Raw genomic sequence first — 26869 nt, 5'->3', positions numbered from 1 at the left:
CTCATTGCTACAGGTCCTTCATGGTCAGGAAACCGAAGGAATCCGCGCAGGATTCAGCAAGTCTCGAGGCGTTCGGCAAGCGGTTGGTGCCAGGTGGGCGTGTCGCATTGATGCTGTTGCTGAGCGCACTGCTGGGGTTGATGCTCAGTGGGTGTAGCTTGCCACCCTTGCAGGGGCGCAGCATGACCCGGGCGCTGCCACTCGAGCAGGCGCGTGAGACCACCCTGGGCGAACTGGTCCGCGACCGCGTGGATCAACACCCCGAGCGGAGCGGTATCTACCCGCTGAGTGACGCTCACGAGGCGTTTGCGGCCAGAGTGCTGTTGGCCGAGGCGGCCGAACAGACCCTCGATCTGCAATATTACATCTGGCACAACGATACCTCGGGTGGCCTGCTGTTCGATGCCGTTCGGCGTGCCGCCGATCGCGGTGTCAGGGTCAGGTTGCTGCTTGACGACAACAATACGGTGGGGCTGGACGATACCCTGGCCGCCCTGGATGCGCATCCGGGGATCGAGGTACGCCTCTTCAATCCTTTTGTGGTGCGCTCGCCTCGCTCCATCGGCTATGTGACCGACTTCTTTCGTGCCAACCGACGCATGCACAACAAGACGTTCACCATCGATAACCAGATCACCATTATCGGCGGGCGAAATGTGGGTGATGAATACTTCGGTGCTACCCGAGGGGTGCTGTTCTCCGACCTGGATGTGATGGCGATCGGACCGGTCGTGCAAGACGTATCCGACGACTTTGATCGTTACTGGCATAGTGAGTCGTCATATCCGGCGAGCCGGTTGCTGGCGAGTGCCGGCAGAGAGGGGCTGGCGCAGATGGCCGCCGAGGCGGAGCAGGCGCGTCGCCTGCCGAGATCACAGAGTTATCTCGCGGCACTGGAGGCGAGCGATCTGGTGAGCGGCCTGGTGCGTGGTGACCTGGCCTTCGAGTGGGCAAGCACCTGGATGGTAAGCGATGACCCCTCCAAGGGGCTGGGGCAGGCAGAAGAGGAACAGCTGCTGACCGGCCGGCTCGGTGAGCTGCTGAGTGCCCCGACACGTCAGTTTGATCTGGTATCCCCCTATTTTGTGCCCATGAAGGAGGGGACTGAGTGGCTGGCAGGGTTGGCCGCGCAGGGGGTGCAGGTCAGGGTGCTGACCAACTCACTTGAGGCAACTGATGTGACCGCGGTGCATGCCGGATATGCTAAGCGCCGCCGAGATCTGCTCGAGGCCGGAGTGGAGCTCTTCGAGCTGAAGCGCAGCGGTGTCATGGACGTGATAACGCATAGCAGTCCCTTCGGCCGTTTTGGCAGCTCCGGCTCGAGCCTGCACGCCAAGACATTCGCCGTCGACAAGGAGTGGGCATTTGTCGGCTCGTTCAACTTTGACCCACGCTCGGCGCGCCTCAATACCGAGATTGGCTTCTTGATCGAGAGCCCGATGCTGGCCACGGCAATGGATGACGCCTTCGATAACCGGGTCGCCGGGCAGAGCTATCGCGTCAAGTTGGCCGATGATGGCCATCTGGTATGGCACGAGCAAACCCAGCAGGGTGGCGTCATTCACCGTACCGAACCCAATACCGGGCCGCTGCGTCGAGCCGCAGTGAAGGTCATGTCGTGGCTGCCCATCGAGTGGCTGCTGTAGATGGCAGGCCGGTGATGAGAAGCAGCTGATCGAGACACCGCTTGGCGACCTGAGCAGCGCCGGCCGTTAAACGACGACCGGCGCTGCTGTTCCGCTATTTCCCCGTGTCAGGTATGGCAGCTCCAATCGCCAGAGGGTTAGGCGGCATGGCACTGGGGGTTGCGGCGCAGGATCGTGCCGCCATCGCCCACGGCGTAGAGGCTGCCGCCACGAGTGGCACACACTGAACGCAGCCCGCGTTCACAGCCGCTTGGTTCGGACCGCCACTGGCCATTCTCCAGACGCAACACGCGCCCGCGGGTGCCGACGGCGCAAACGCCGGCGGCGGGGCTTCCCGACACGCTCAGTAGATCGTCGCGCAGGCGGGTGGGCTCGAGCTGCCAGCGCTGGCCATTGAAGTGGGCCAGCGCGCCGGAGAGTCCTACCGCGGTGATGTCATCCAGCCCGCAGCCCCATACGCCGTAGAGGAAGCTTTCGGTGCCGACCTTGAACTCGGCCCATTCGCGGCCGTTGTAGCGCAGTACCAGACCAAAGTCACCCACCGCCAGCAGGTGCTCGGCGTCCCAACCCCATAGATCGTACAGTGCCGAGGTCGTGCCGCTGGGCATGCGTCGCCAGCCCAGGCCGTCGTAATGCAGGATCAGGCCTTCGTCGCCCACCGCGTAGATCGAGTCGGGATCGCTGCCCCACATGGAAAGGATCGTCAGGTCCAGGTGCAGGTCGAAATGCAGCTGCCAGTGACTGCCATCGAAGCGGTAGATGCGCCCGAGCTGTCCGGCGGCAAACAGCCCATTGCCACTGTCCCACAGGCAGTGCACCGCGAGCTCGCTGGGGGCGGGCAGGGCGTGCCAGCCATCCGCCTCGAGCCGCAGCACGGTGCCCGCCTCGCCGCAGGCGTAGCAGGTGCCGTCACTGGCCTCGTGGATGCCCCATAACTGACGCTCGGTGGGCGAGGCCATGGTCTCCCAGGCTGTGGGAGTCGCCGCCGCGGGCGGCGGTGCCAGGGCGGCGGTAAAGTCGGAAGCGGCGGTCATCAGGGTGCCAAAGTCACCTACCGCCAGGGCCTCGCCGGTGGGCAGCGTGATGATATCCATCAGGTCGTGGCGGCTGTTGCTCTCCAGACGATCGAGGCGCAGATCCTTCAGGTAGTAGAGATGGCCCTGGTCGCCAACGATCAGCACGCCCCCCTTGTAGGCCTTCAGCGCCCGTAGACGCGGCATCGGCGTCTCGAAGGTCAGCGCCTGGAACTCGCCATGGCGGTAGCGCACCAGCTCGCCACGAAAGCCCCCCTGGTCCACGAAGTAGCGTCCGCCGGCCAGTAACAGCGAGTCGTCATCCAGCACCAGCAGGGCGTGGAACCCCGATCCCAGAGGACAGTCGAGGCTCGTCCAGCGGCCATCGGCGTTACGCTTGAGCACCGTGCCTTCGCCCCCGGCGGCATAGACCGTGCCGTCCGGTGCGCAGGCCACGGCGCGCAAGTTGACCCGGGTGGGGCAGCGCTCGGCGTGCCACTCGATGCCATCGAAATGCAGGATCATGCCATTGTCGCCCACCGCCCAGGCATGGCCTGCGGCGTTGCCGTCGATGGCGAACAGTGGGGTGTTTTCGCTGCAGGCGGCGAAGCGGCCCTCGTCATCGACGACGCCACCGCGCTGCCGGTGCCACTCGGCACCGTCGTAATGCAGGATGGTCCCCATCCAGCCGACCGCGATCAGGCGATCGGGGCTGGGCCCCCAGAGGCCATGCAGCGGCAGGGTCGTCGGCACCGACATGCGCTCCCACTGCTGCCCGGCGCCGTCGGAGGCGTTGGTGTAGCGCAGCACCATCCCTTCGTCGCCGACCACGAATACCTCGCCGTCGCCGGCCCAGCCCGACCAGAGCACATCTCCGTCACCCGCCCCGACCTCGGGCACGCGGCGCCAGGGGGCGCGCTGAGGCGTTCGGGACCTGGCACCGTCGAGCAGCTGACTGAAGAAGCGGCGGCGCTCGGCCTGGGGGATATCGCCATGGCGGGCCTGGGTCATGGTGTAGTGTCCTCGCAGATAAGTGGTGTGGCGCAGCACGTGGTGAAACGGTAGCGGCTAGCGGGAAGCGTCGTCGTTGTCCGGAAAAGGTCCCCCGCCAGTGCCGAGCAGGGCACCCAGCTCCGTGCGCAGGGCGTCGCGCTGGTCGTCGGGCACGCTTGCCAGTGCCGCTTCCAGTTCACCGGACAGCTCATCGGGCATCGACGGGTGCTGGCTAAGCGCCTGCAGGGAGTCGGCAGCGGCGGCGGCGAAGGCCTCGCTGGCATGTGCGATACACGCCTCCACCGCGGGGAGGAAGGCCCGCGCCTCGAGGCCCTGAGGGTCATCGAGCACGATGGGGCGCCCGGCATCGGAGCCGCTGGCCAGGGCGGGCGAAAGGGGAATCTGCGCCAGGGATTCCACGCCGACCTCGGCCAGCGCCTCGGCGAGATGCGCCCGGGGGAAGAGGTGGAACTCGCCGCCACAATGGGGGCAGGTGACGCCCGCCATGTTCTCCACGACGCCGAGCAGCGGCAGCTGGCGCTCCTGGCAGAAGCGTACCGCCTTGAGGCTGTCCATCAGCGCCACCTCCTGCGGCGTGGTGGCCAGCAGCGCCGCCACGTCGTGGCCCTCGAGCAGGTCGGCCAGGGTGATCAGCTCATTGCCGGTGCCCGGCGGCATGTCGATCACCAAAAAATCCAGCGGACCCCAGTCGAAGGAGCCGATCAGGTGGTGCATGAAGTCGTGCTTGTAGGCATCTCGCCACACGATGGGGGTGTCGTCGCGCTCCATCATGAAGGCCAGGGAGCCGACCTGGATGGGGTGGTCGATGCCCTCGGTACGAAAGGCGCGAGGGCCGAGACCACGCTTGTCGATTCGCACGCGCTCGCCGACGCAGCCGAAGAAGCGGCTCTGGTTGGGGCCGTGGATATCGGCATCTGCCACCCCCACGCGATAGCCCCGCGCGGCGAGGCCGGCGGCCAGGTTGGCCGAGACGGTGCTCTTGCCGACGCCGCCCTTGTTGGCCATCACCATGATGATCTGGCCGATCCCGGCCAGGCGCGACTCGATCAGCCGCTTCTCGTGATGGCCCTTCTCGAGGCGGCAGGTCTCCTCCTGGGGGCAGAACTGGCAGGCATGGCCGCGACCGCACTCCTCGGGTGCCAGCGCCAGAGGGTCGCGGGCGTCGCGGGGAGAAAAGTGGGTTACCGACATCGTGATGCCTCCTCAGCTTTCGGTGTCGCCGCCGGCAGCGTCGCCAGCAGCGGTGTCCAGCAGGATCCAGGTGTGGGTGACGCGCTTGTCGCCGTCGCGTTCGCTGTCGCTGCCCTCCCACAGGGCGAAGGCCATCGGCACCCGGTCGCGATCGAAGGTCACCTGGTGCTCGCCCCCTGCCGCCAGCGGGCGCGACATCACCACGTGCCACTCGCTGTCCTGGGGAATCGCTTCCTGGATGTAGTCGCTGGCGCCGGAGACGTTCTGTTCGGGCAGCCGGGTGGTGCTGCCGTAGCCGCCGGCGGCGAGGTTTTCGATGCGCTGCTCGTGGTCGGCGCGCCAGTACCAGATGTTGACGGGAGCGTCCGGCCCGGAGCCCATCATGTAGGAGGTATCGGCGTCGCCCAGGGCGTACTGCACGGCCACGCCGTCGCGGAAGTCGTCCACCGTGGTGGCGCGGTTCTCGCTGGCATCCTTCCAGTGCAGACGGATATAGAAGCGCTCGCTGGAGCGGGCAACCTGAAAGTAGAGATGCTTGCCGTGGCTGGCGCCGTCGTCGAAGCGCAGCTGGACCGACCGGTGCACCGGCGGTGCCGCGAACAGCTCGGTGCGATACATCGGCAGGCGATCCCAGATCAGGTCGTCGGGATCGTTCTGGACGCGCAGATAGATGTCCTCGGGCAGCCGGGAGATGGTGACGGTATCGCCGGGCTTGACCTCGGTGACGTTAGGGTTGAGCTCGCTGTGATCGGCAAGGGCCCCAGTGCTGGCAAGCATCAGCGCCAGTGCCAGGGAGCCGTGAAGAATGGGTCGCAGTGTCATGGCTGTTCTCTCCTCGCGGGGGCGGGCGTAACCCCCGGGTTAGCATCACGGGGTTAGTCCCAGAGCGGGCGCGTCTCGGCTTCGGCCTGACCACTCTCTGAGCGGGGTGGCGGGCAGGGGCCGACCTGGGCGGCCAGCGCCGCCTGCTGGTCATCGGCCCAGTCGGGTAGTGCCTCGGTCAGCTGCGCCAGGGTGGCATCCAGGCCGTGGTCGCCCGCCTCGACGAAGCAGAGACGCACCGCGTGCAGTAGTGGCCCCAGGTAGCGGGCGAGAAAGTCGCGCTGGGCGCGACGGCTAGGTGATGGGTCGCCCCCGCTGCCCAGCGCCTGGCGCTCCAGATGACAGAGCAGCGCGCAGAACTCGAGCATCGCCACCAGGTGATCGGGCTCGTCGGCGTGGCCCTCGTCACCCCCGGCGGCAGTAAGACCGAAGTGGCGATAGAAGGCCTGGACATTGAGCAGATAGTTACCGGGCGTCTGCCCGGCGACAAGGTCGGCGTAGGCGCTGGCCACCAGTGGCACCCGCGGTGCGCCGCGCCGCCCATGGACGAAGGTGGCCATATAGCCCACCTCGAGGTCGGCCAGGCTGGCGCTGGGCGCCAGCCGCGGCCAGGGCTCGCCGGTCAGGGTCTGCCAGGCGGAGCTCAGGGCGGCGTGCAGGCGTCCATCCTCAAGTGCCTGCTGAGTCTCGGCCAGCGGATAGCCGAACAGCGCGGCGGCCAGGCGATAGAGCGTCTCCCGGGCGGCGAGGCGTGCCTCTTCTGGCGCGATGGCCGATACAGCGGATGCGATCATGGCGTCTCTCCCGGCCTTAGCTGAGCTTGAACATTTCGGCGTGGTTATAGCCGATCAGCAGGTCCATCAGCTCGCTCTCGCGCCCCTCGGCCTTGGCCTGGCGCTCGGCCTGCAGGGTGTCGAGCACCTCGCCCACCCGCGGCCCGAACAGACTCTCCAGATACGCCAGCGGGATGCGCGGCTCGTCCAGCTCCCGGCCGTCGGCGGCGTACTTGGAGGGCGACAGCGGCGGCACGTAGAAGACGTTGGGCTGGGTACCCCACTCGGCGTGCAGCGGCAGCGCCACCTTGTGCTTCTCGACCAGCTGATGGATCGGGCCCTCCTCGTCGTCACGGTAGCCGATCCAGCGGATGCGTCCGACGCACTGGCGGGCGCAGGCGGTGGCCAGCCCCTTCTCGATGCGCGGATAGCAGAAGATGCACTTCTCGGACTTGGAGATCTGCTCGTTGAAGTAGACCTTCTTGTAGGGACAGGCGTTGACGCAGTAGCGATAGCCCCGACAGCGCTCCTGGTCGACCAGCACGATGCCGTCTTCCTGGCGCTTGTAGATGGCGTTGCGGGTGCAGGCCGCCAGGCAGCCGGGGTTGGCGCAGTGGTTGCAGAGCCTGGGCAGGTAGAAGTAGTAGCTGTTGGGGTAGTCGCCCTCGCCCTGGTCCTCGTCCCAGTTGGCGCCCCAGGTGGGCTTGACGTGGGGGCGCAGCCACGGGTCGGTACCGGTCATCAGCGCCTCCTCGTAGTTGTACTCCCACGGGATGCCGTAGTCCTCCTGACTGGGCTGGCGCCCCAGGCGCAGGGCGCCGTCGGCGTCGAAGCCACCGCCCATGTTCTGGTAGTCGCGCGGATAGCCCAGCCCGGGCTGGGTCTCGACGTTGTTCCAGTACATGAACTCGCGGCCGTTGCGGTTGGTCCACATCAGCTTGCAGGCCGCGGTGCAGGTCTGGCAGCCGATGCACTTGTTCAGATCCAGCACCATGCTGAGTTGGCGTTTGACAGCCATGGCAATCTCCTCTTAAACGGCCCGCGGATCGGCGATTTCGTCGGCTGTGGCCAGCGCGATGTCGTAGCTGCTCTCGTGAATCACCTGGTTGGCGTTCCACTTGGCATAGATGAACTGGAGGTGGCCCCAGCCTCCCACCAGCTCCAGCGGCTGCAGCAGGGTGGCATGTGAGTTGTTCATCGGCTTGCGATGGATGTACTGATGCGGCTCCCAGCCGTGTTCCATCATGATCGAGTCGGCCGGAATGCTGGGGTAGAACTTGGCCTGGGCGAAGAATTCGCCGTTGGCATTGAACAGCTTGACCCGGTCGCCGTCCTGGATGCCGCGCTCCGCCGCAAGCTTCGGATTGATGTAGATGTTCGGCTCGCCGCGCTGCAGCCGCAGCAGATACTTGTTGCTGCGCCAGTTGGAGTGAATCCCCCAGCGCGCGTGGGGCGAGTAGAAGTGCAGCGGATAGTTCGAGGCCTCGGGGCCGGCGTAGAGCCGCGCCGTGGGCACCGTGGACTTCAGCTTCACGAAACGTGGATGGTCGCAGTAGAAGGTGATTCGCCCGGTGAGGGTCTCGTAGGGCTGCTTGCCGTCGGTCTGGGCGGTGAAGGGGTTGTAGGGCTGATCCTTCTGAAGCGGCTGGTTCAGGCCGGCCTGCTCGTTCATCACGATGAAGCCGCGTTCGGTGGCCTCCTCCACGCTCACGCCGCCGAACTCCGGCGAGTTCTCGACGATGTAGCGGAAGACGTCGTAATCGGTGTTGAGCTCGCCGTTGCGGGTGAAGTCGTCGTGGATGGTGTGCAGGTCGCGGGTCACCTCGCCGTCCTGGATCGGACCGATGCCCCGGGCGACGGCGCGTTCCTGAATCTTCTTGGTCAGCAGCGCCATGATGTCCCAGTCGGGCTTGCACTCGCCCACCGGCGGTACCGACTGGGTGAAGACGTTGCAGAAGCGGTGGTAGCCCTGGGTGCGCAGGTCCCAGGCTTCGTAGTGGCTGGCCGCGGGCAACACGTAGTCGGCCCACTCGGCGGTGGAGTCCATGCGCACGTTGATGTTGACGTAGAGCTCGCTGGCCTGGCGCAGGTGCTCCTCGCGATAGGTCTCGGCGATCTTGTTGCGGCGGAAGGTGTTGTCGGCGATGGAGATCATGCCCTTGATCTCGCCGTAGTAGGGCATCCAGCCCTCGTCGATGGACTCCTGCATCATGGCTTCCATCTCGTCGACATTGAAGCCGGTGCGCGCCTTGAGCTTCTCGTTGTCGAAGTGGCGGCGGATGCCGTCCATCATGCCGCCGCGCAGCACCTCGCCGAGGCCGCCCGGCTCGTAGCGGGCCGACTTCTTGCCGTCGAAGGTGGCAAGCTCGGTCCACTTCGGGTGGTTCCACACCACCCAGGAGGTGTCGAGCCCGCCGGTGCGGCCGCCGTGGCCGGTCAGCGCCAGCGCCAGGGCGTAGCCCCAGCCAATGTAGAGGCAGTTGGAGTAGCTCGAGGTGATATAACCGAGCATCACGATCGCCTTGCGGGCGGCGGCCAGGTGCCGCGCTTCCTGGCGCACCACGTCCGGGTGGATGTTGGTGTGCTCGAAGGTGGTCTCGGGAGAGTACTTGGCCGCCTCCTGCTTGACCTGCTCGAAGACCGTGGTGACCTTGATGCCCTCGACCTCGAACTCGCCCTCCAGCGCCGGGTCGACGTCGCCGAGCCTGAGGGTCTTGTCGTCGTCGCCCATCGAGCCCTTGGCGCGCACCGCCTGCCCGCTCTTCAGGTCCCAGTGGTAGAAGACCTCGTCGGAGCCGCCCTCCACCAGGTCCGCCTCGCGCAGCAGCTTGCCGTTGTCGAGGCGCACGAGCATCGGCAGGTCGGTCTGCTCCTTCATGAAGGCGGGCTTGAACAGCCGCTCCTCGATGATCACGTTGACGAACGACATCGCCAGGAACGGATCGGAGCCCTGTTTGATGGGCATCCACAGGTCGGTATGGATGGAGCTGGGGTTGTAGTCCGGCGCGGTGCTGGTGATGCGTGCGCCGTTGTACTTGGCCTCCCAGATGTAGTGGGCATCAGGGATCCGGGTGGCGTTGGGGTTGATCATGCCGAGCAGTATGTAGTCGGCATCGAACCAGGCGTCGGAGGTGAAGCTCTCCAGCGGGTTGCCATAGGCCAGATGGGCGCCGGTGTTGAGATCGCCGACCACGGTGAAGCCGTCGAGCTGGATGCCGCCCACCAGCGAGGCGAAGCGGTTGGGGGCCGACTGGCGCACCATGGTCTGGTTGCCCGAGCCCTGGTGGGTCTTGAGCTTGCCGGGACCGTACTTCTCGAAGATATCGATGACCTTGTCGGCGATCTCCTCGGTGGCCTGATCCCAGGAGATTCGCTGCCACTTGCCTTCGCCGCGCTCGCCGGCGCGCTTGAGCGGATAGCGCAGGCGGTCGGCCTCATACATGGCGGTGGAGTGTATGGCGCCCTTCTGGCAGCCCCGGGGATTGGCGTCGGGTACGTTCGGGTTCACCTGCGGGTACTTGGCGATCTGCTCCTCGCGAATGACGATGCCATCCTTCACGTAGACGTCCCAGCCACAGTTACCCATGCAGTTGATGCAGTGGGCGGCATGACCGACATGATCCCAGGCCCACTCGTTGCGGTAGAGATCTTCCCAGCCGCGGTAGGGATACTCGCTGGCCAGGGTGTCACCGATCGGCTCCAGGCGGTTGAGTGCCCAGACGTTGCCGCTGAGCAGGGCGCCGGTGCCGGTCAGCCCCAGCCCCTTCAGGAAATCGCGACGCTTAAGCTTCCACATCCCCATGGTTCTCTCCTCATCAAGGGCCATCGCCGGCCGTGGAACCGCAGCAGCGATGAAGCACGTAGCACGGCATTTATTAACGTTGACTGATCAACAACTGATGTCTGGCAAGCCGGGTGGTCGGGTACCGCGTTACACCGGAGCAGGATCGAATGTCGTGCCAGGAGGAGTGCGGTCTGTCAGGGAAAATGGCTGGTGTTATCGGCCACCTTGGCTAATCAGGTCGCCTCGGATTATAGGCGTCGTATACCGCTGGGCTAGCGCAAAACTGCCTTGGCACAGCGTGATCTGAGGTAGGGTTGATGTGCATCAATAAAGCAATGCGATGAGGGGGGAGGACGTCTTGTATACAAGGAGCCCTGACGTTAAACAGTGGCCTTGTGGCGAACCTTGCCATGACCCGGTCAGATGATGAGGAGAGGATGATGATCAAATTGCGCGTTAAAGGCTCGGCAGCGGTGCTGCTGTTGTCCGTGGCGGCGTTCTCCGGCTCGGCCAGCGTCGCCGGCGACGCCCAGGCCGGGAGCGAGAAGATCGCCAGCTGCGTGGCCTGCCATGATGCCGAGGGCCAGGGGACCGCCGGCAACCTGGCGGGGTAGTCCGCCACCTATCTGGAGAGCGCCCTCTAGGCCTATCGCGAGGGGCAGCGTGCCGGTGGCATGGCCGCGGTGATGACGCCCGAGGCGGCCAACCTGAGCGATCAGGATATCGCCGACCTGGCGGCCTATTACAGCTCGCTCTGACACTGCCCACCCAGGGTGTTAGCCGAGACCGGCAGTTCCTTGGGCGCGAAATCTCATAGACAGCTGTTGACGTCGCTCCCCGCCTCTGGTGCCTCAGCCCTTGGGGCGGGGAGCAGACATGCGATCTCGCTCATGCGAGAAAAGCCTTCAGCCTTGCCGTTTGCTGGAGAATACCTTCGAAAACTGGTTCGCTGGTGGCCGCGGGAAAGTCGGCAGGCAGGCGGCCGTCGACATCAGCGACGATCGTATCAGCCCGCTCGGCAATCTCCTGGATCATGGCGGTGACTCGCTCAATCGAGAATCCAGCCTGATCTGCGGTATGGACAAAATGCCTCGGCTCCATCCTTGCCCAGCGGTAATGTCGGTTCTTGCCCTTCACTGCCATTGCCATCTTGGCTCTCTCGGGTGCCATGCTGCCCTGGCGCATGAGAGGGTAGGCTGATATGACATCATATAACGGCGTCATCCGGTAAGCGCTGCCCGGCTCGAGGAAGAGGCTGAAGTTCTTGGCATGGCCGTCGATAGCGGCCAATAGCCAGAAGAGTAACTGGGCCTTGAAGAAGAGATCCTGGTCCAGTCTTGCCTGCTGGGAGCCGCGCAACAGCCGCAGGGCGGCATGGATGCCGGGACCACCATCGCTTTCATACTTCAGTGCTGGGGCCACGCCCAGCGCTTGGCAGAAATCTTCCTGAGGGAGACGCATGAGCCATGAGCCATCTTCTGCCCAGCGCCGATCAAACCGCTCGACCACGAGTACCTGTTGTGCGCCGAATCGCGCAAGCTCGGCCTCTGCCACGGGCACTCCAAAGGCTTTCAGCAGTTGAAGGCACAGCCACTCGTTTTCGCCACTCCGGCGCAGATCGATATTGCTGTGCTCCAGAAAGCCGATCGGCAGCTTGAAGATATGGCTGGTCGGCGTACTGCCTGCAGGGCGCTGCCATGCTCCCTGGTACCAGAGCAAGGCTGTCTTTTCCTGGGCTCCCGCCAGTGAGATGCGGAAGTCCTGATTCCGACCCATTCCCAGCGGCGTGTCCTGGTAGCCCACCAGCAGGGCCTCGATGGCGCGCTCATCCAGCGGCTCGGCGACCACGCGCCGCACATCAGGCATCGTCATGTCGTGTGGGTAGAGCTGGATCGCGCCGACACAGTCGCGGCCGATGCTGGCAAGCAGGTCGAACGGGTGTCGGGTAGGGGCCTGAAATCGTGCCTGCAGGCGAGCGCGTATTGCCTCCGAGTCCGGGAGGAGGTTGTCGAAGAAGTTGTAGACGGCCTTACCCCGATACGCTGCCATGGTGAGTGGCAGCGACAAAGAGATGGCCCGGGCGCCGGGGCGCTTGAGCCACTCCGGCCGGTATCGAAAAGTCATGGCGCCAGAGCGGGCCAGGCTCAGGGTCCCGACTTCGATCCCATTCATCGCGACGGTCAGACTCGTCAAGTCTACCACTCCTGATCCCAGCCCTCGTCACCCCCCGTGATGCCACCGGCCGGGTCGCGTTCGCCAACGTACAACTCAAGCTCCAGCGCCGACAGTAGCTTGAAGAGAGTCTCGATCTGGCTTCGCTCTGGGTGGTTCTCGAACCCGGATACGGTTGCCTGCTTGATCCCGGCCAGCTCAGCGGTGGCGTGTTGTGTCAGATGACGCTCTCGCCTCGCGTTCTTCAGGGCATGCGAAAGCATGCCCGGGGAGGTGATCTTCATTTTTATCCCTTTAAGCGGATAATATGGAGTATATCCTCTATAGGGGATTTTTGCACATTATCCGCCTTTAGGGATAGGGCTCACTGTGGATACCCTTGGGGAGCCTCCGACATGCCGCTCAGCGAAGGCCGTGGTGCAATAGGCGGTGGCGGCAGCGGTATCTGGCGCGGCCAGTCGTCGGCGACGATAAACAGGCGTCGCCAGCCGGCCTCGGGGTGCCACAGGGCGATCTGCAATGGCGGGGCAGGCGTTCGGAAGTAGACGACAAGCCGGGCTTCCAGTTCGCGAAGCGGCTGAAGATGCTCGGGCCGGGGCAGGGCAAGCCAGTGCGGCTTGAGAAGCCTGGTACCCCGGGTGCCGCGTGGCAGGCCGTCGCGAAAGCGATGCCAGTCGCGCCAGTGCAGCCAGAGACCCCGCAGGTGATCCTGGGTTGCCTCTCTCGGGGGTGGCAGGGGGTGGTGCCAGGGGGTGAAGAGCACGCCGGGCATGGCGACCCGGCTGGTCAGGCTCGGTAGCGCCTCTCCACGGTCGCCAGGTTGTGCCAGTGTGGCCTTGATGGCAGCGAGGGTCTCGGGCCGTTCGGTCATCCGCAGCTGGTGGCGATGCAGGTGCTCGCGCTTGCCGGCCAGGCTGTCAGCGCCACCGGGTCCGATCCAGCGGGCCTGAGCGTATTCGTCCCCCGGACTCTCCACCAGCCCGAGATAGAACTTGATGGCCACCTCGAGATGGGTGATCGACGCCTCGGCATGGCACCGGTAGAGCAGGTCGAGCTCGCCGAGTGTCAGCTTGCCGTCGAGGATGGGCAGGTTGTGGGCCAGGAGCTCCGTGCCCGGTGCCGTATCGAGCAGAAACTGCCAGAGGCGCTCATGGTAGAGCCCCATGCGCCCCTGCAGCGCGTCGCCCACCTGGCTCTCCAGTGCTCGGGGCCAGGCCTCCAGCTGATCCAGCCAGTCGGCGGTACGGTCGTCATCCTGCAGGCCCAGCTGCTCCCGGCTCGGGCGTCCGGGCCAGGGCATGGCGATCAGGTCGGGGGCCAGCAGCAGCCACGCCAGGTCGCGCACCAGCGGGTGGTGGCAGTGATCCAGCAGGGGCGGTGCGTCGGTGGGCATGCAAGTATCCTGTTCTTTGGCGCAGTGTGCGGTGGCGGCGATGGGCTGCAGGTATTCCCGAGTTTTCTTATACTCAGGGTACATCCATGATCCGTCAGGTGGTATTCCGTCATGCAACGACCCCTGTTTTCCCTCGCTGCCATCGCCGCCGCGGTTTCGCTCGGCGCCACGCCGCTGCAGGCCCAGGAGCCGGTTACGGTGTCATCCAAGATCGATACCGAAGGCTCGGTGCTGGGGGAGTTGATCGTCCAGCGCCTCGAGGCGGGCGGCGTCGAGGTGGAGGAGCGGCTGCAGCTGGGGGCCACCAGCATCGTGCGCGAGGCGCTGCTGGCCGGCGAGATCGACCTCTATCCCGAGTACACCGGCAACGGTGCCTTCTTCTTCGACATGACCGGCAGTGACGTCTGGCACGATGCCCAGGCCGCCTATGAGACGGTGCGTGAACGGGACGCCGAGAATGGCCTGACATGGCTGGCGCCGGCGGCGGCCAACAATACCTGGGCGATCAGCGTGCGGGGCGAGCTGGCACGCGACCACGACCTGACCACCCTGGAGGATCTGGCGACCTACCTTGCGGAGGGCGAGACGTTCAAGCTGGCCGCCAGTGCCGAGTTCGTCGAATCCGAGCAGGCTCTGCCCGCCTTCCAGGAGGCCTATGGCTTCGAGCTCGCTGACGACCAGCTGCTGGTGCTCTCCGGGGGCAATACCGCCTCGACCATGCGCGCCGCCGCCCAGCAGACCAGCGGGGTGAATGCCGCCATGACCTACGGCACCGATGGTGGCTTGAAGACGCTGGACCTGGTGGTGCTGGAGGATACCCTGGGGGTGCAACCGATCTACCAGCCGGCTCCGGTGGTACGCAGCGAGGTGCTCGAGGCCTGGCCGGAGATCGATGATCTGCTGGCACCGCTCTTCGCGGCGCTGGATCTCGATACCCTGCAGCGGCTCAATGGCGAAGTGGCGGTGAACGGACGCCCCCCGGCGGACGTGGCCGCCGACTTCCTCTCTCAGCTGAAGGAGTAGGCGGGTGCCGGGCAGGGAAGCGCCGGTCAATCGCGTGGTGCCGACGCTGGCGGTGACGGCACTGGTCACCTGGCTGTGGCTGCCGCTGGGTAGCATCGCGCCCAACCGTATCGTGCCAGGCGATGCCTATCTGCTTGCCCAGGCTGTGGGCTGGTCGCTGGCGATGGTCAGCTGTCTGCCGCTGCTGGGCCTGCTGGCGGTGGCCTGGCGGCCCACGCGTTCAGGCTATCGGGTGGCGCTGGCCTTGACCCTGCTGCTGTTGGCGGCCTTGCCGTTTTGGCTGGCACTGATGGCGCAGCAACACCTCGACCCCGAGCTGCCCCAGGCTCGGGTCGGGATCGGTGCCGCCTGGTGGCTGATGCTGTTCTGGCTCTCGCTGCTGCTGATCGAACTGCGTACCCGGCTGGCATTGGCCGGCTGGCGGCTGGCGCTTTCGCTCGTGCCGGTGCTGGCCGGCTGGTGGCTGGCGGGCAAGGGGCTCGAGTCGCTGGCGCTCCGGCAGGAGCTTGCGGGGCGGGAAGAGGCCTTCGGCGAGGCCCTGGTCCAGCATCTGTTGCTGGTGGGCGGTGCCGTGGGCATGAGCCTGTTGCTGGGGGCGGCCATCGCCCTGGCCATGCGTCAGAGCCCGCGGGTCGAACGCCTGGGCTTTGCGCTGCTCAACTTCCTGCAGACCATTCCCAGTCTGGCACTGTTCGGCCTGCTGCTGGCGCCATTGGCCTGGCTGTCGGCCCGTTTCGACTGGCTTTCCGCGCTGGGCGTCAGTGGTATCGGCTGGGCGCCGGCCTTTCTGGCGCTGCTGGGCTATAGTCTGCTGCCCATGGTGCGCAACACCTTCGTTGCCCTCTCGGGGGTGGAGCCCGGCGTGCTCGAGGCGGCGCGTGGCATGGGCATGAGCCGCGGCCAGGTCTTTCGCCAGGTACGCCTGCCCCTGGCGCTTCCGGTGGTGCTCGAGGGGGTGCGGATCACCACCGTCCAGGCGATCGGCCTGACCGCCGTGGCGGCATTGATCGGCGCCGGCGGCCTGGGCACCTTCATCTTCCAGGGGCTGGGCCAGGCGGCCATGGATCTGGTGCTGCTCGGCGCCTTGCCGATCCTGGCCATGGCCCTGGCCGTCGATGCGCTGCTGGGCGCACTGACGCGGCGTCTGGATCACCGCGCCGGCCAGACCACGGGAACCATCGAATGATCGAACTCAAGAGCGTCACCAAGCGCTTCGGTAGCGAAACGGCGGTGGATGCCATCTCGCTGACGGTGAACCGAGGCGAGCTGTGTGCTCTGGTGGGCACCTCGGGGTGCGGCAAGTCCACCACCCTGCGCATGATCAACCGCCTGATCGAGCATGATGGTGGCGAGATCCATATCGATGGCCGCCCCATCCGCGAATTCGATGGCCGAGTACTGCGCCGGCGTATCGGCTATGCGATCCAGAGCACGGGGCTGTTTCCCCACTGGAGCGTGGCCCGCAATATCGGCCTGGTGCCGCGGCTGCTGAAGTGGCCTGCTGCCCGGGTCACCGAGCGTGTCGAGGAGTTGATGGCGCTGCTGGGCCTGCCGGTCGAGCAGTTCGCCGACAAGTATCCGGCCCAGCTCTCCGGTGGCCAGGCCCAGCGCGTGGGGGTGGCCAGGGCACTGGCGGCGGACCCCGATATCCTGCTGATGGATGAGCCCTTCGGCGCCCTGGACCCGATCACTCGGGAGGGGCTCCAGGTCGAACTGCGCGACCTGCAGGCGCGCCTGCAGAAGACCATCGTCTTCGTCACCCACGATATGGATGAGGCCCTGGCCCTGGCCGACCGCCTGGTGGTCATGAAGGCGGGGCGCATCGTTCAGCAGGGCAGGCCGCTCGAGCTGTTGCGAGCGCCGGCCGATGCGTTCGTGGCGTCGCTGTTGGGGGGCGATGATCGAGGCCTCAAGGAGGCGGCCATCACGCCGGTCGTCGAGCGCATGCGCCCCCTGTCGCCGCGGCTGCTGCCCCAGGCCAGGATCGCCCGGGAGGCGACCCTCCACCAGGCCCTGGCGATGATGTTCCGTGAACGCGTCGAGCGTCTGGCGGTGGTGGATGACGAGGACATGCCGGTGGGGGAGATCTCGCTTCGCGGCATCGTCGGCGCCGGCCTTTCGGAGGGCCGTGACAGGTGATCGCGAGATGCCTCAAGCGCTGGGTCGCGCCGCTGACCTGGCTCGTCCTGCTGCTGGTGCTCGCCACGGGAGGCGAGTGGCTCGAGCCGCTGCTGCGCTGGAGCGAGCCCGAGGCGCGCCGGGTGCTTTATCCCCAGGCCGACCTGCTGACCCTGCTGCTGCGTCATCTGCAGGTGGTGACGATCGCCTCCAGCCTGGCGGTGGTGGTGGGCGTCGGGGCGGCAATCCTGGTGACCCGTCCCGCTGGTCGCGACTTTCTGCCCCTGGTGGCCCAGGTCGCCTCCATGGGTCAGACCTTTCCCCCGGTGGCGGTACTGGCCCTGGCCGTGCCGGTACTTGGCTTCGGCACCTGGCCGATCATCGTGGCGCTGCTGCTCTACGGACTGCTGCCGATCGTGCGCAACACCCTGGCGGGCCTGGAGGGGCTCGACCCGGGAGTTGAGGAGGCCGCCCGGGGCATGGGCATGGGCGCCGCCCAGCGGCTATGGCAGGTGGAGTTGCCGCTGGCGGCGCCGGTCATCCTGGCCGGCATCCGTACCTCGGTGACCGTGAACATTGCCACCGCGGCGCTGGGGGCGACGGTCGGGGCGAGCAATCTCGGCGCACCGATCATCGCCGGCATCGTCAATGGCAATACCGCCTATATCCTTCAGGGGGCCTTGTTGATCGGTCTGCTGGCGCTGGCAGTGGATAGCTTTTTTGCCCACTTGATGCGAACTGATCAGTGAAATCGTCTGGCACTATGCGACCAAAGGTGAATCCTATACGGCTGTCGGTTCTTGTCAGGTTACGTTAACGTCAACCTTGGGTTGCGTTGATCCCACGGGAGTGATCCTCCTGGCGAGGGTCGAGACAAGCGACAACACTACCCCCACAAGGGGTAGAGGATGCCAAGATGACAACGACACAAGAGATCCATTCGCCGACGTTTCTGACCGGCGACGAGCTTACGATTCCTACCTTCCGCCTGCTCAAGCAGGACGGCACACTGTATGACGGTGGCGAGGCTCCCGAGCTCTCCCGCGAGCAGGCGCTCAAGATCTACCACAGCATGGTCGCCACCCGGGTGCTCGATGAGCGCATGATGGCGGCTCAACGCCAGGGACGCCTCTCGTTCTACATGCAGTGCACCGGCGAGGAAGCGGCGGTGATCGGCGCCACGGCGGCCCTCGATGATGCCGACATGATCATGGCCCAGTACCGCGAGCAGGGGGCACTGGTCTATCGCGGCTTCAGCTATGACGAGTTCATGAACCAGCTGTTCGGCAACGAGCTCGATTATGGCAAGGGTCGGCAGATGCCGATCCACTACGGCTCACGCAAGCTGCACTACATGACCATCTCCTCGCCGTTGGCCACCCAGATTCCTCAGGCGGCTGGCTACGCCTATGGCCAGAAGCTGGCCGGCGATGAGCTCTGCACCCTCTGCTTCTTCGGGGAGGGCGCCGCCTCGGAAGGGGACTTCCACGCCGCACTCAATATGGCCGCGGTGCATGAAGCACCGGTCATCTTCTTCTGTCGCAACAATGGCTATGCGATCTCGACGCCCTCGATCGAGCAGTTCGCCGCCGATGGCGTGGCGCCCCGAGCCTACGGCTACCGCATGCATGTGATTCGCGTCGACGGCAACGACATCCTGGCGGTGCTGGCCGCGACTCGCGAGGCGCGGCGCATCGCCGTGGAGCAGAACAAGCCGGTGCTGATCGAGGCGATGAGCTACCGCCTGGCGGCCCACTCCTCGTCGGATGATCCCTCCGGTTATCGCTCCAAGAAGGAGGAGGAAGCCTGGCGCGAGAAGGACCCGATCCTGCGCATGCAGCACTGGCTGGTCGGTCAGGGCTGGTGGAACGACGACGAGGAGAAGGCGCTCCAGGAGTCGCTGCGTCGGGAGGTGCTCGAGACCATGAAGCGTGCCGAGAAGCGCCCGCCGCCTCCGCTGGACAGCCTGGTCAGTGATGTCTATGCCGACGTCACGCCGGCGCTGCAGCGACAGCTCGACCAGCTCAAGCGCCATATCCGCCAGTATCCCGAGTCCTATCCGAAGGGGGCGCGCTCCCTGGATCCGGATGTGAAGGCGCGTGATGACGCCAGCGACGCACAAGCCCAGGAGGGGGAGTGAGATGCCGACCATGAACATGCTGCAGGCGATCAACAACGCCCTCGATATCGCCATGGCGGAGGATGACAAGGTCCTCTGCTTCGGTGAAGACGTCGGCATCTTCGGTGGCGTCTTCCGCGCCACCAGCCATCTGCAGGAGAAGTATGGCCGTTCGCGCTGCTTCAATACCCCGCTGGTGGAGCAGGGCATCATCGGCTTCGCCAATGGCCTGGCGGCCCAGGGCTCGGTGCCGGTGGCGGAGATCCAGTTCGCCGATTACATCTTTCCGGCCTTCGACCAGATCGTCAACGAGACGGCCAAGTTCCGCTACCGCTCCGGTGATCTCTTCAATGTGGGCGGCCTGACCATACGCACGCCCTACGGCGGCGGCATCTCCGGCGGGCTCTATCACTCCCAGTCCCCGGAGGCCTACTTCGCGCATACGCCGGGGCTCAAGGTTGTGGTGCCGCGCAACCCTTACCAGGCCAAGGGCCTGTTGCTGGCGGCGATCCGCGATCCCGACCCGGTCATCTTCTTCGAGCCCAAGCGGCTCTATCGCGCCTCCACCGGCGAGGTGCCCGAGGAGGACTACCAGCTGCCGATCGGCGAGGCGGAGGTGACCCGGGAGGGGAGCGACGTCACCGTGCTCGGCTGGGGGGCGCAGATGGAGGTGATCGAGCGTGCCGTGGAGCTTGCCGAGAAGGAGGGGATCTCCTGCGAGGTGATCGACCTGCGCTCCATCCTGCCCTGGGACCAGGACAGCGTGGTGGAGTCGGTGCTCAAGACCGGCCGCCTGGTGATCACCCATGAGGCCCCGCTGACCGGTGGCTTCGCCGGCGAAGTCGCCGCGACCGTTCAGGAGCGCTGTTTCCTCTACCTGGAGGCGCCCATCGCCCGGGTGACCGGCATGGATACTCCCTTCCCGCTGACCCTGGAGAAGGAGTACCTGGCGGATCACCTGAAGGTGTTCGAGGCGATCAAGGCCAGCGTGGCCTTCTGAAACCGATATCGGAAGCGACCAGTCGAGGAGACGACGAGATGAGCGATTTCATGTTGCCCGATATCGGTGAAGGTATCGTGGAGTGCGAGGTGGTGGAGTGGCGCGTGGCCGAAGGCGACGTGATCGAGGAGGACCAGCCGGTCGTCGAGGTGATGACCGACAAGGCGCTGGTCGAGATCACCGCCCCCGAGGCCGGACGCATTACCCGCCTCTATGTGCCCCAGGGGGAGATTGCCAAGGTGCATGCCCCGCTGTTCGCCTACGAGGCGGAGGATGCCGGTTCGATGGAGGCGGCATCAGCCGGCGGTGAGCCAGCAGAAGAGCCGTCGGCGGCATCGGCGTCCACTGCAGCACCATCCGCTGCGGCAGCTACCGCTGCGGCACCATCCACCGCGGCATCATCCACTCCCGAATCGGCGCCCGCGTCCCGGGGACGGGCGACGAAGGACTTTATCCTGCCCGATATCGGTGAGGGTATCGTCGAGTGCGAGGTGGTGGAGTGGCGCATCCAGGAGGGTGAGACCATCGCCGAGGACCAGCCGGTGGTCGATGTGATGACCGACAAGGCGCTGGTGGAGATCACCGCGTCAGAGGCGGGGGTGATGAGCAAGCTGCATGTGGCCCAGGGCGAGATCGCCAAGGTCCATGCACCGCTCTACGCCTACACGCCGGAGGCGGGCGTCGACGAGGATGAGGAGAGCGGCTCTCCGGCCGGGCAGCCGTCAACCCCGGCGGCCTCCGCCGAGCGCGCCCCGATGCGCGAAACGTCGTCCGGCGGCACCGAGGGCGTGCAGGGCCAGGGCCCCTATGGACGCATTCCCGCGGCGCCGGCGGTGCGTCGCCTGCTGCGCGAGCATGGCCTCTCCCTGGAAGCGGTGCCCGGTAGCGGCAAGCAGGGGCGCGTGCTCAAGGAGGATGTGCTCAACTATCTCGAGCAGGGCGGGCTTGAGCAGGGCAGTTCTGGGCAGGGCGCGGCAAGCGCCTCCCGCGAGAAGGCGTCGGCGGCCTCACAGGCGACCTCGTCCGCCTCGTCGGCTCCTTCGGCGTCCTCCCAGGGAGAGGTGCGGGTTGAGCCGTTGCGTGGCGTGCGTGCGGTAATGGCCCGGCGCATGGTGGAGTCGGCCAGCACCATTCCGCACTTTCAGTATGGCGAGGAGATCGACGTCACCGCGCTGCTGGCCCTGCGTGAACGCCTCAAGCCACTGGCCCAGGCCGAGGGCGCGCGCCTGACACTGATGCCCTTCTTCATGAAGGCGATGGCGTTGGCGGTGCGCGAGGCACCGATTCTCAATGCCCGGCTCAATGACGACGTCAGCGAGATCCACTACCTGCCGTCGGTCAACGTCGGCATGGCGGTGGATAGCCGAACGGGGCTGCTGGTGCCCAACGTCAAGGGCGTGGAGCGGCGCAGCCTGCTCGAGGTGGCGGCCGAGGTGCAGCGCCTGACCGAGGCGGCCAGGTCGGGCAAGGTGGCCCAGGAGGATCTGCGTGACGGCACCATCAGCATCTCCAATATCGGCGCCCTGGGCGGGACCTATGCCGCGCCCATTATCAACGCCCCGGAGCTGGCCATCGTCGCCATCGGCAAGACCCAGTGGCTGCCACGCTTCGATGCCGAGGGTCGCGTGGTCAAGCGGGCGATCATGACGGTGACCTGGGCGGGAGATCATCGGGTCATCGATGGCGGCACCATCGCGCGCTTCTGTAATGCCTGGAAGGGCTATCTGGAAGATCCCGAGAGCATGCTGCTCCACTTGAGTTGATGCATGACCTGAAGTCGGGGCTGATCTGGCGGCAAACCTTCGAGGAGGCGCTGTGAACCCTTCCCTGGGCGCTACCGACGCCATCCCTGGCGTAGGACCTCCTCTTCGGCTTGCCCCCAGCGCCCCTCGCTTCCTCAGGAGCCAGCCCCCAAGGGGCTGGCTCCATAGCCGTAATTCATAGGTACCCCCCATGACCCAGGCGCCGCTGCAGCAGTTCTATATTCCCGAGGAGCAGTCGATCTATCTGCTCAGTCAGGATGATGCCCGCAAGCTCAAGGCGTGGGTGGCGCTCTGCCAGGAGAAGCTCGAGCGGCTGGGCTATCGAGATATCGAACTGATCGGCAAGGGGGCCTATGGCTTCGTCTTCGCCGGCGTCACCGCCCTGGGGGATCAGTACGTCTTCAAGTTCACCCGGATCACTCTGCCGCAGCATCTGCAGGACCGCCTCGAGGAGGAGGCCTTCATGCTCGAGCAGGTGGCCCATCCGCGGGTGCCGGGGCTGATCGCCTACCAGCGGGTGCGCAACCAGTCGATCCTGGTGATGCAGCGGGCGCCGGGATGGAACCTCGAGGAGGTCTCCCTGCGCGAGGGGCGCCTCTCACCCAGGCTGGTCGTGCGCATCGCCGACCAGCTCGCCGATATCCTGCGCAACCTGCGCCAGGAGAAGGGGCCGGCGGGCAAGCCGATCGTGCATGGCGATATCAAACCCTCCAACCTGGTGTTCGATGCCCGGGACGAGACCATCGCACTGATCGACTGGGGCTCCTCGGTGTTCGCCCAGCTCGATGCCAATCAACAGTTCGTGGCCGCCAGTGTCATGGAACTGATGTCGGACAACCTTCAGCAGACCAATGCCCGGCTGGGTGATGTCTACTTTATCGGCGACGAGCAGCTCAATGGTGCGCTCTCCTCGCCTCGCTTCGATGAGCAGGGGGCCGCGGGCACCCTCTATGCCCTGGCCTCGGCCCAGTCCTGCCGCTTCGGTCATCACGCCATCCCGGCCACCTCCCTGGGGCTGCCGGTCGAGTTCGCGCGCATGCTCGATGGCATGCTCGACCCCGACCCTCGCCTGCGCATGCAGGCCGGCGATCACTTTATCCGCGAGATGCCTCGCATGGCGCGCGCGGTGATGATCGATCTGCCCGAGCCGGCGGAGCTGCCGCTGGTGCCGGTGTGGACCCGTCCCTCCGGTCGCGAGATCGACACCGTGGTCTACAGCTCGCGCAAGGCCTTCCTGCGCGAGGAGGGGGTCGCCGAGACCCTCAACGACGTCAATGATGTGCAGCTTGACCGCTACTACAAGAACTTCATGCAGGGCATGGGGGAGACCGAGAAGGCGTTTCTCGCCGCGGTGAGTCGCCTCGGCCGCTATCCGGTGGTAGGCGGGTTGGCGGTGCGCTGGGAGCGCGAGGGGGTCTATATCGACACCACCCTGAACCTGCATGATCCGGCGCTCAAGCCCGCCTTTATCGCCGCGGTGAACAATATGGTCAACCTGGCCCGGGCCATCTATCGCCAGGGCATCTTCAAGAGCTGCCTGTTCAATGCTCGAGATACCCTGCACCTGGAGCGGGAGGCGGCGGACCAGCCCTTCGTGCTCGATCCAAACATGCAGCTGCGCTACGAGGTCAGCGCGGTACCGGAGCTGGAGGATCGCAGCCGACTGCATAGCTACTTCGAGGATGGCCCCGACCCGGAGGAGTTTCTGGTCCTGCCCGAGACCATCATCGTCTCCCTGGAGGCGCTCAACGATATCCACCATACCGGCATGATCATCTTCGAAGCGCTGCCTCACCATCTCAAGATCCACAGCTATTACCGGTTGCTGGATCCCTCCCGTGAGGCGGAATTTAAGCAGCGTCTGGAGGATATTCTGGCCGCGGTGGGATTGATCGAAGGCCTCGGGATCTCCGGCTTCATGAAGATGCCCTACAAGGACACGCGATTCTTCCCGCATGTGGAAGCCCAGCCGGAGCGCTTCTATCCGCGCAATCCGCGCCAGGTGGCCGAACTGTCGCCTCTCCGGGAAAGCGGGTAGCATCAGGCGTCGTTTCTGCACCTGTCACAGGGAGGTGATGCGGCCCATGCTGCAGCCGATGTTGTTCAAGCTACTGGCCACCGCCGGCATCGTGATCCTGGTGGCCCTGGCGGTGGCGCGGGTGGGGCCGCGTCTCGGCGGAATTCTCGCCGGCACACCGGTGATCCTGGGGCCGGGCTACTTCTTCATGCTGCGTGAACAGCCGCCTGCCTTCGTGCAGGAGGCGGTGCTCTCGACCCTGCATGCGCTGGTGGCGACCCTGGTGTTCACCGTCTGCTTCGTGATCACCGCCGAGCGGCTCTCGGCCCTCAGGAGCCTGGGGCTGTCCTGCCTGGTGTGGTTGCCGGCGGCGCTGCTGGCACTGCAACTTCCCGGGGGCCTGGCGTGGGCGCTCGGCGCCTATCTGGCGGTGCTGATAGTGGCCGAGGGGATCAACCGCTGGCTCAGGCTGAGACAGCCGGTGGTGGTGGCGAGCTCGGGCTGGCTGGGCCTGCTGCTGCGCGGCCTGTTGGCCGGCGGTGTGGTGAGTCTGGCCACCACCCTGGGGGCCCGGGCGGGGCCCGAGTTTTCCGGGGTGATCATGGGGTTCCCCGCCGGCATCCTGACCATTGCCTGGGCGCTGCATGAGCGCTACGGGGCCTCGGTCGCGCGCATGACGGTGAGCATGACCCAGCGGGGAATGCTCAGCCTGCTCGCCTTCTGCACCGTCAGCTATCTCGGGGTGGGGCAGCTACCCGGCATGCTGGTCTTCCTGCTCTCCCTGGCGGCCTCGATGCTCACCAGCGCGCTGCTGTTCATGTTCAGCCTGTGGCGGGCGCGCCGGCTCTTCGCCCGCGAGGCGGCCTGAGCCTCCAGGTCAACCGTGGCTGGCTCTGCCTCGAATGGCACGGTGTTCATTGTGGGAGGCCAGCTCTGCCTCGAATGGCACGGGTTCATTGTGGGAGGCCAGCTCTGCCTCGAATGGCACGGGGTTCATTGTGGGAGGCCGGCTCTGCCGGGCGAATGGAGGCCAAGGGCCATCCTCGGATGGGCCAGGAAAAATGCGGCAAGACTAACGGGCGCCTGTCGGCGCCATCGCCCGGGGGATCCGGCCTCCCACAGGGTGACGAAACCCCTAGTGAGTAGCGGAGCATCCCTCCTGGTAGAGGGCTACAGGGAAGCCGCCGCCCGGGCGGCCTGGTCATAGATCCCCGACATCGCCCGCAGCTTGCTGGCCAGACGACTCGTCTCCTCGGGTTCGATACCCAGGGATGACAGCGACTCGATCAGGCAGTCCTCGCGAATCTCGGCATAGCGCTGGCAGGTGCTGCGCCCGAGTTCGGTGGTCCGAAAGAAGGTCTCCTTGCCGTGCTTCTCGCCCTGCACCAGCTGGTGTCTGGCCAGCTTCTTGAGGGCGTAGGTCACGGTATGGCTGTCCTCGACATTGAGTACCAGACAGATATCCGCCAGGCGCTTGGCCCGCTCGCGATGGTTGACGCTATGCAGCACCAACACATCCAGTGAGCCCAGCTCCGGATAGCCGGCGGCGGCCATGCAGCGCACCATCCAGCGAGTGAAGGCGTGGGAGGCGATGATCAGTCCGAACTCGAACTCCGACTGCTCCTGCGCCCGGTGAGAGAGGTGCTCCGAGGAGACGATGGGGCCGCTGACGCGGCCCCTGGGGTGTGTGGCGGTAGAGTCTGTCATGGGAAGCCTACTTGTTCATGGCGGTGGGCAGGTAGGTGACGATCTCGGGGAAGAGCGAGATCAACACCACCCCCAGCAGCATCAGGAAGAAGAAGGGCAGGGCGGCCCAGGCGATGGAGAGGATATTGCGGCCGGTCATGCCCTGGAGCACAAACAGGTTGAAGCCCACGGGCGGTGTGATCTGGGACATCTCCACCACGATGACCAGGAAAATTCCGAACCAGATCAGATCGATGCCCGCCGCCTCCACCATGGGCAGCATGATGGAGGTGGTCAGTACCACCACCGAGATGCCATCGAGGAAGCAGCCCAGCAGGATAAACAGCAGCGTCAGGGCCGCCAGCAGCATCCAGGGCGATAGCTCCAGGGTGCCAATCCAGGCGGCGAGATCCCGGGGCAGGCCGGTGAAGCCCATGGCGGCGGTCAAAAAGGAGGCGCCGGCAAGAATGAACGCGATCATGGTCGAGGTGCGAACGGCACCGAGCAGGGCGTCGCTGAAGACGCGGCGAGTCATGGTGCCTTGAAAGCGCGCCAGCAGCAGCGAGAGGACGACGCCTACCGCCGCGGCCTCGGTGGGGGAGGCCAGCCCGGCGTAGATCGAACCGATCACGCCGACGATCAGCCCCAGCAGGGGAATCAACCGCCGTGCACGGCGCAGCTTCTCGATCAGGGGCAGACGCTCCTCACCGGGCGGCACCCGGTCCGGATAGCGCCACGCCCAGAGCATCAGATAGAGGGCGAACAGCGAGATCAGCATCAGGCCCGGCAATACGCCCGCCATGAACAGGCGTGAGATGGACTGGTCGGTGGCCACGCCGTAGACGATCAGGATGATCGAGGGGGGAATCAGCAGTCCCAGGGTGGCGGAGCCGGCCAGGGTGCCGATCACCACACTCTCGTCATAGCCGCGCTTCGTCAGCTCCGGAATGGTCATCTTGCCCATGGTGGCACAGGTAGCCGCCGAGGAGCCGGATACGGCCGCGAAGAGCCCCGACCCCACCACATTGGTATGCAATAGCCTGCCCGGGATGCGCTGCATCCAGGGCGAGAGGCCGGTGAACATGTCGTCGGCCAGGCGCGAGCGAAACAGGATCTCGCCCATCCAGATGAACATCGGCAGGGCGGTCAGCTCCCAGCTGTAGCTGGAGCCCCAGATATCCGAGGCCATCACATCGCCAGTCGGGATCGAGGTGAACTGGGAGAGCCCCAGCCAGCCGAGGGCCATCAGTGAAAAGGCGACCCAGACGCCACTACCGAGCAGCAGCAGCAGGGCCCCGAACAGGACAAGCATCATCACTAGCATGGGGATCTCCG

At 65.7% G+C, this 26869-nt stretch carries 22 protein-coding genes; 11 read left to right on the top strand and 11 right to left on the bottom strand.

Annotated features, from left to right (window positions below):
- Positions 1–110: 110 nt before the first annotated feature.
- Positions 111–1646 (top strand): phospholipase D family protein, encoded by a 1536-nt coding sequence (locus GRB80_RS05480; protein WP_161422811.1) that lies wholly within the window; start codon positions 111–113, stop codon positions 1644–1646.
- Positions 1647–1783: 137 nt separating this feature from the next.
- On the opposite strand, the gene GRB80_RS05475 is transcribed toward GRB80_RS05480, so the two are convergent.
- The 6 genes from GRB80_RS05475 to clrA are packed head-to-tail and all read right to left on the bottom strand — an operon-like array spanning position 1784 to position 10261.
- Positions 1784–3670: a WD40/YVTN/BNR-like repeat-containing protein gene (locus tag GRB80_RS05475; protein ID WP_202597167.1), complete on the bottom strand. Its 1887-nt coding sequence runs from the start codon at positions 3668–3670 to the stop codon at positions 1784–1786.
- A 57-nt stretch (positions 3671–3727) separates the two neighbouring features.
- Positions 3728–4864, bottom strand: a complete 1137-nt coding sequence (locus GRB80_RS05470; protein ID WP_161422810.1) for an Mrp/NBP35 family ATP-binding protein — start codon at positions 4862–4864, stop codon at positions 3728–3730.
- A 12-nt stretch (positions 4865–4876) separates the two neighbouring features.
- Entirely contained in the window at positions 4877–5686 is an 810-nt protein-coding gene (locus GRB80_RS05465; RefSeq protein ID WP_161422809.1) for a DOMON domain-containing protein, read from the bottom strand.
- A gap of 53 nt (positions 5687–5739) precedes the next feature.
- Positions 5740–6480, bottom strand: a complete 741-nt coding sequence (locus tag GRB80_RS05460; protein WP_161422808.1) for a molecular chaperone TorD family protein — start codon at positions 6478–6480, stop codon at positions 5740–5742.
- 16 nt (positions 6481–6496) lie between these two features.
- The gene (gene clrB, locus GRB80_RS05455) at positions 6497–7477 is read right to left on the bottom strand and encodes a chlorate reductase subunit beta (RefSeq protein WP_161422807.1); all 981 of its coding nucleotides are present in this window, start codon (positions 7475–7477) and stop codon (positions 6497–6499) included.
- A gap of 12 nt (positions 7478–7489) precedes the next feature.
- Positions 7490–10261, bottom strand: coding sequence for a chlorate reductase subunit alpha (gene clrA, locus GRB80_RS05450; RefSeq protein WP_237561925.1), 2772 nt, complete (start codon positions 10259–10261; stop codon positions 7490–7492).
- Between the two features lie 422 nt (positions 10262–10683).
- Between clrA and GRB80_RS16330 the strand changes: the two genes are divergently transcribed.
- Positions 10684–10857, top strand: coding sequence for a c-type cytochrome (locus GRB80_RS16330; RefSeq protein ID WP_237561924.1), 174 nt, complete (start codon positions 10684–10686; stop codon positions 10855–10857).
- Between the two features lie 274 nt (positions 10858–11131).
- On the opposite strand, the gene GRB80_RS05440 is transcribed toward GRB80_RS16330, so the two are convergent.
- From GRB80_RS05440 to GRB80_RS05430, 3 genes are all read right to left on the bottom strand, one after another.
- Entirely contained in the window at positions 11132–12445 is a 1314-nt protein-coding gene (locus GRB80_RS05440; protein ID WP_309663532.1) for a type II toxin-antitoxin system HipA family toxin, read from the bottom strand.
- Positions 12439–12699: a helix-turn-helix domain-containing protein gene (locus GRB80_RS05435; protein WP_161422805.1), complete on the bottom strand. Its 261-nt coding sequence runs from the start codon at positions 12697–12699 to the stop codon at positions 12439–12441. The genes GRB80_RS05440 and GRB80_RS05435 overlap by 7 nt, the downstream gene beginning before the upstream one ends.
- 80 nt (positions 12700–12779) lie before the next feature.
- Positions 12780–13808 (bottom strand): DUF1853 family protein, encoded by a 1029-nt coding sequence (locus GRB80_RS05430; protein WP_161422804.1) that lies wholly within the window; start codon positions 13806–13808, stop codon positions 12780–12782.
- Positions 13809–13919: 111 nt separating this feature from the next.
- Between GRB80_RS05430 and osmF the strand changes: the two genes are divergently transcribed.
- From osmF to GRB80_RS05385, 9 genes are all read left to right on the top strand, one after another.
- Positions 13920–14831, top strand: coding sequence for a glycine betaine ABC transporter substrate-binding protein OsmF (gene osmF, locus GRB80_RS05425; RefSeq protein WP_161422803.1), 912 nt, complete (start codon positions 13920–13922; stop codon positions 14829–14831).
- A gap of 4 nt (positions 14832–14835) precedes the next feature.
- The gene (locus tag GRB80_RS05420) at positions 14836–16017 is read left to right on the top strand and encodes an ABC transporter permease (RefSeq protein ID WP_309663534.1); all 1182 of its coding nucleotides are present in this window, start codon (positions 14836–14838) and stop codon (positions 16015–16017) included.
- Positions 16014–16970, top strand: coding sequence for an ABC transporter ATP-binding protein (locus tag GRB80_RS05415; RefSeq protein ID WP_161422802.1), 957 nt, complete (start codon positions 16014–16016; stop codon positions 16968–16970). The genes GRB80_RS05420 and GRB80_RS05415 overlap by 4 nt, the downstream gene beginning before the upstream one ends.
- Positions 16967–17698: an ABC transporter permease gene (locus tag GRB80_RS05410; RefSeq protein ID WP_309663536.1), complete on the top strand. Its 732-nt coding sequence runs from the start codon at positions 16967–16969 to the stop codon at positions 17696–17698. The genes GRB80_RS05415 and GRB80_RS05410 overlap by 4 nt, the downstream gene beginning before the upstream one ends.
- 167 nt (positions 17699–17865) lie before the next feature.
- On the top strand, positions 17866–19089 hold the full coding sequence (locus tag GRB80_RS05405; protein ID WP_161422801.1) for a thiamine pyrophosphate-dependent dehydrogenase E1 component subunit alpha: 1224 nt from the start codon (positions 17866–17868) through the stop codon (positions 19087–19089).
- Between the two features lies 1 nt (position 19090).
- Complete coding sequence (locus tag GRB80_RS05400) at positions 19091–20068, top strand: alpha-ketoacid dehydrogenase subunit beta (protein ID WP_161422800.1); 978 nt, start codon at positions 19091–19093, stop codon at positions 20066–20068.
- A 38-nt stretch (positions 20069–20106) separates the two neighbouring features.
- Positions 20107–21831 carry a dihydrolipoyllysine-residue acetyltransferase gene (locus GRB80_RS05395; protein ID WP_161422799.1) on the top strand — a complete coding sequence of 575 codons (1725 nt, stop codon included), beginning with the start codon at positions 20107–20109 and terminating at the stop codon, positions 21829–21831.
- A 190-nt stretch (positions 21832–22021) separates the two neighbouring features.
- Positions 22022–23869: a protein kinase domain-containing protein gene (locus GRB80_RS05390; protein ID WP_161422798.1), complete on the top strand. Its 1848-nt coding sequence runs from the start codon at positions 22022–22024 to the stop codon at positions 23867–23869.
- 46 nt (positions 23870–23915) lie between these two features.
- Entirely contained in the window at positions 23916–24716 is an 801-nt protein-coding gene (locus GRB80_RS05385) for a hypothetical protein (protein WP_161422797.1), read from the top strand.
- Between the two features lie 302 nt (positions 24717–25018).
- On the opposite strand, the gene GRB80_RS05380 is transcribed toward GRB80_RS05385, so the two are convergent.
- Entirely contained in the window at positions 25019–25555 is a 537-nt protein-coding gene (locus GRB80_RS05380) for a winged helix DNA-binding protein (RefSeq protein WP_161422796.1), read from the bottom strand.
- A 7-nt stretch (positions 25556–25562) separates the two neighbouring features.
- A complete protein-coding gene (locus GRB80_RS05375) occupies positions 25563–26858 on the bottom strand; it encodes a TRAP transporter large permease (protein ID WP_202597166.1) in 1296 nt (431 codons plus the stop codon).
- Positions 26859–26869 lie beyond the last annotated feature (11 nt).

This window comes from Halomonas icarae (genome assembly GCF_009901955.1).
Taxonomy (GTDB): Bacteria; Pseudomonadota; Gammaproteobacteria; order Pseudomonadales; family Halomonadaceae; genus Halomonas; species Halomonas icarae.
The sequence above is the reverse complement of the archived record's forward strand: the minus strand, read 5'-3'. Positions and strand labels throughout refer to the sequence as shown.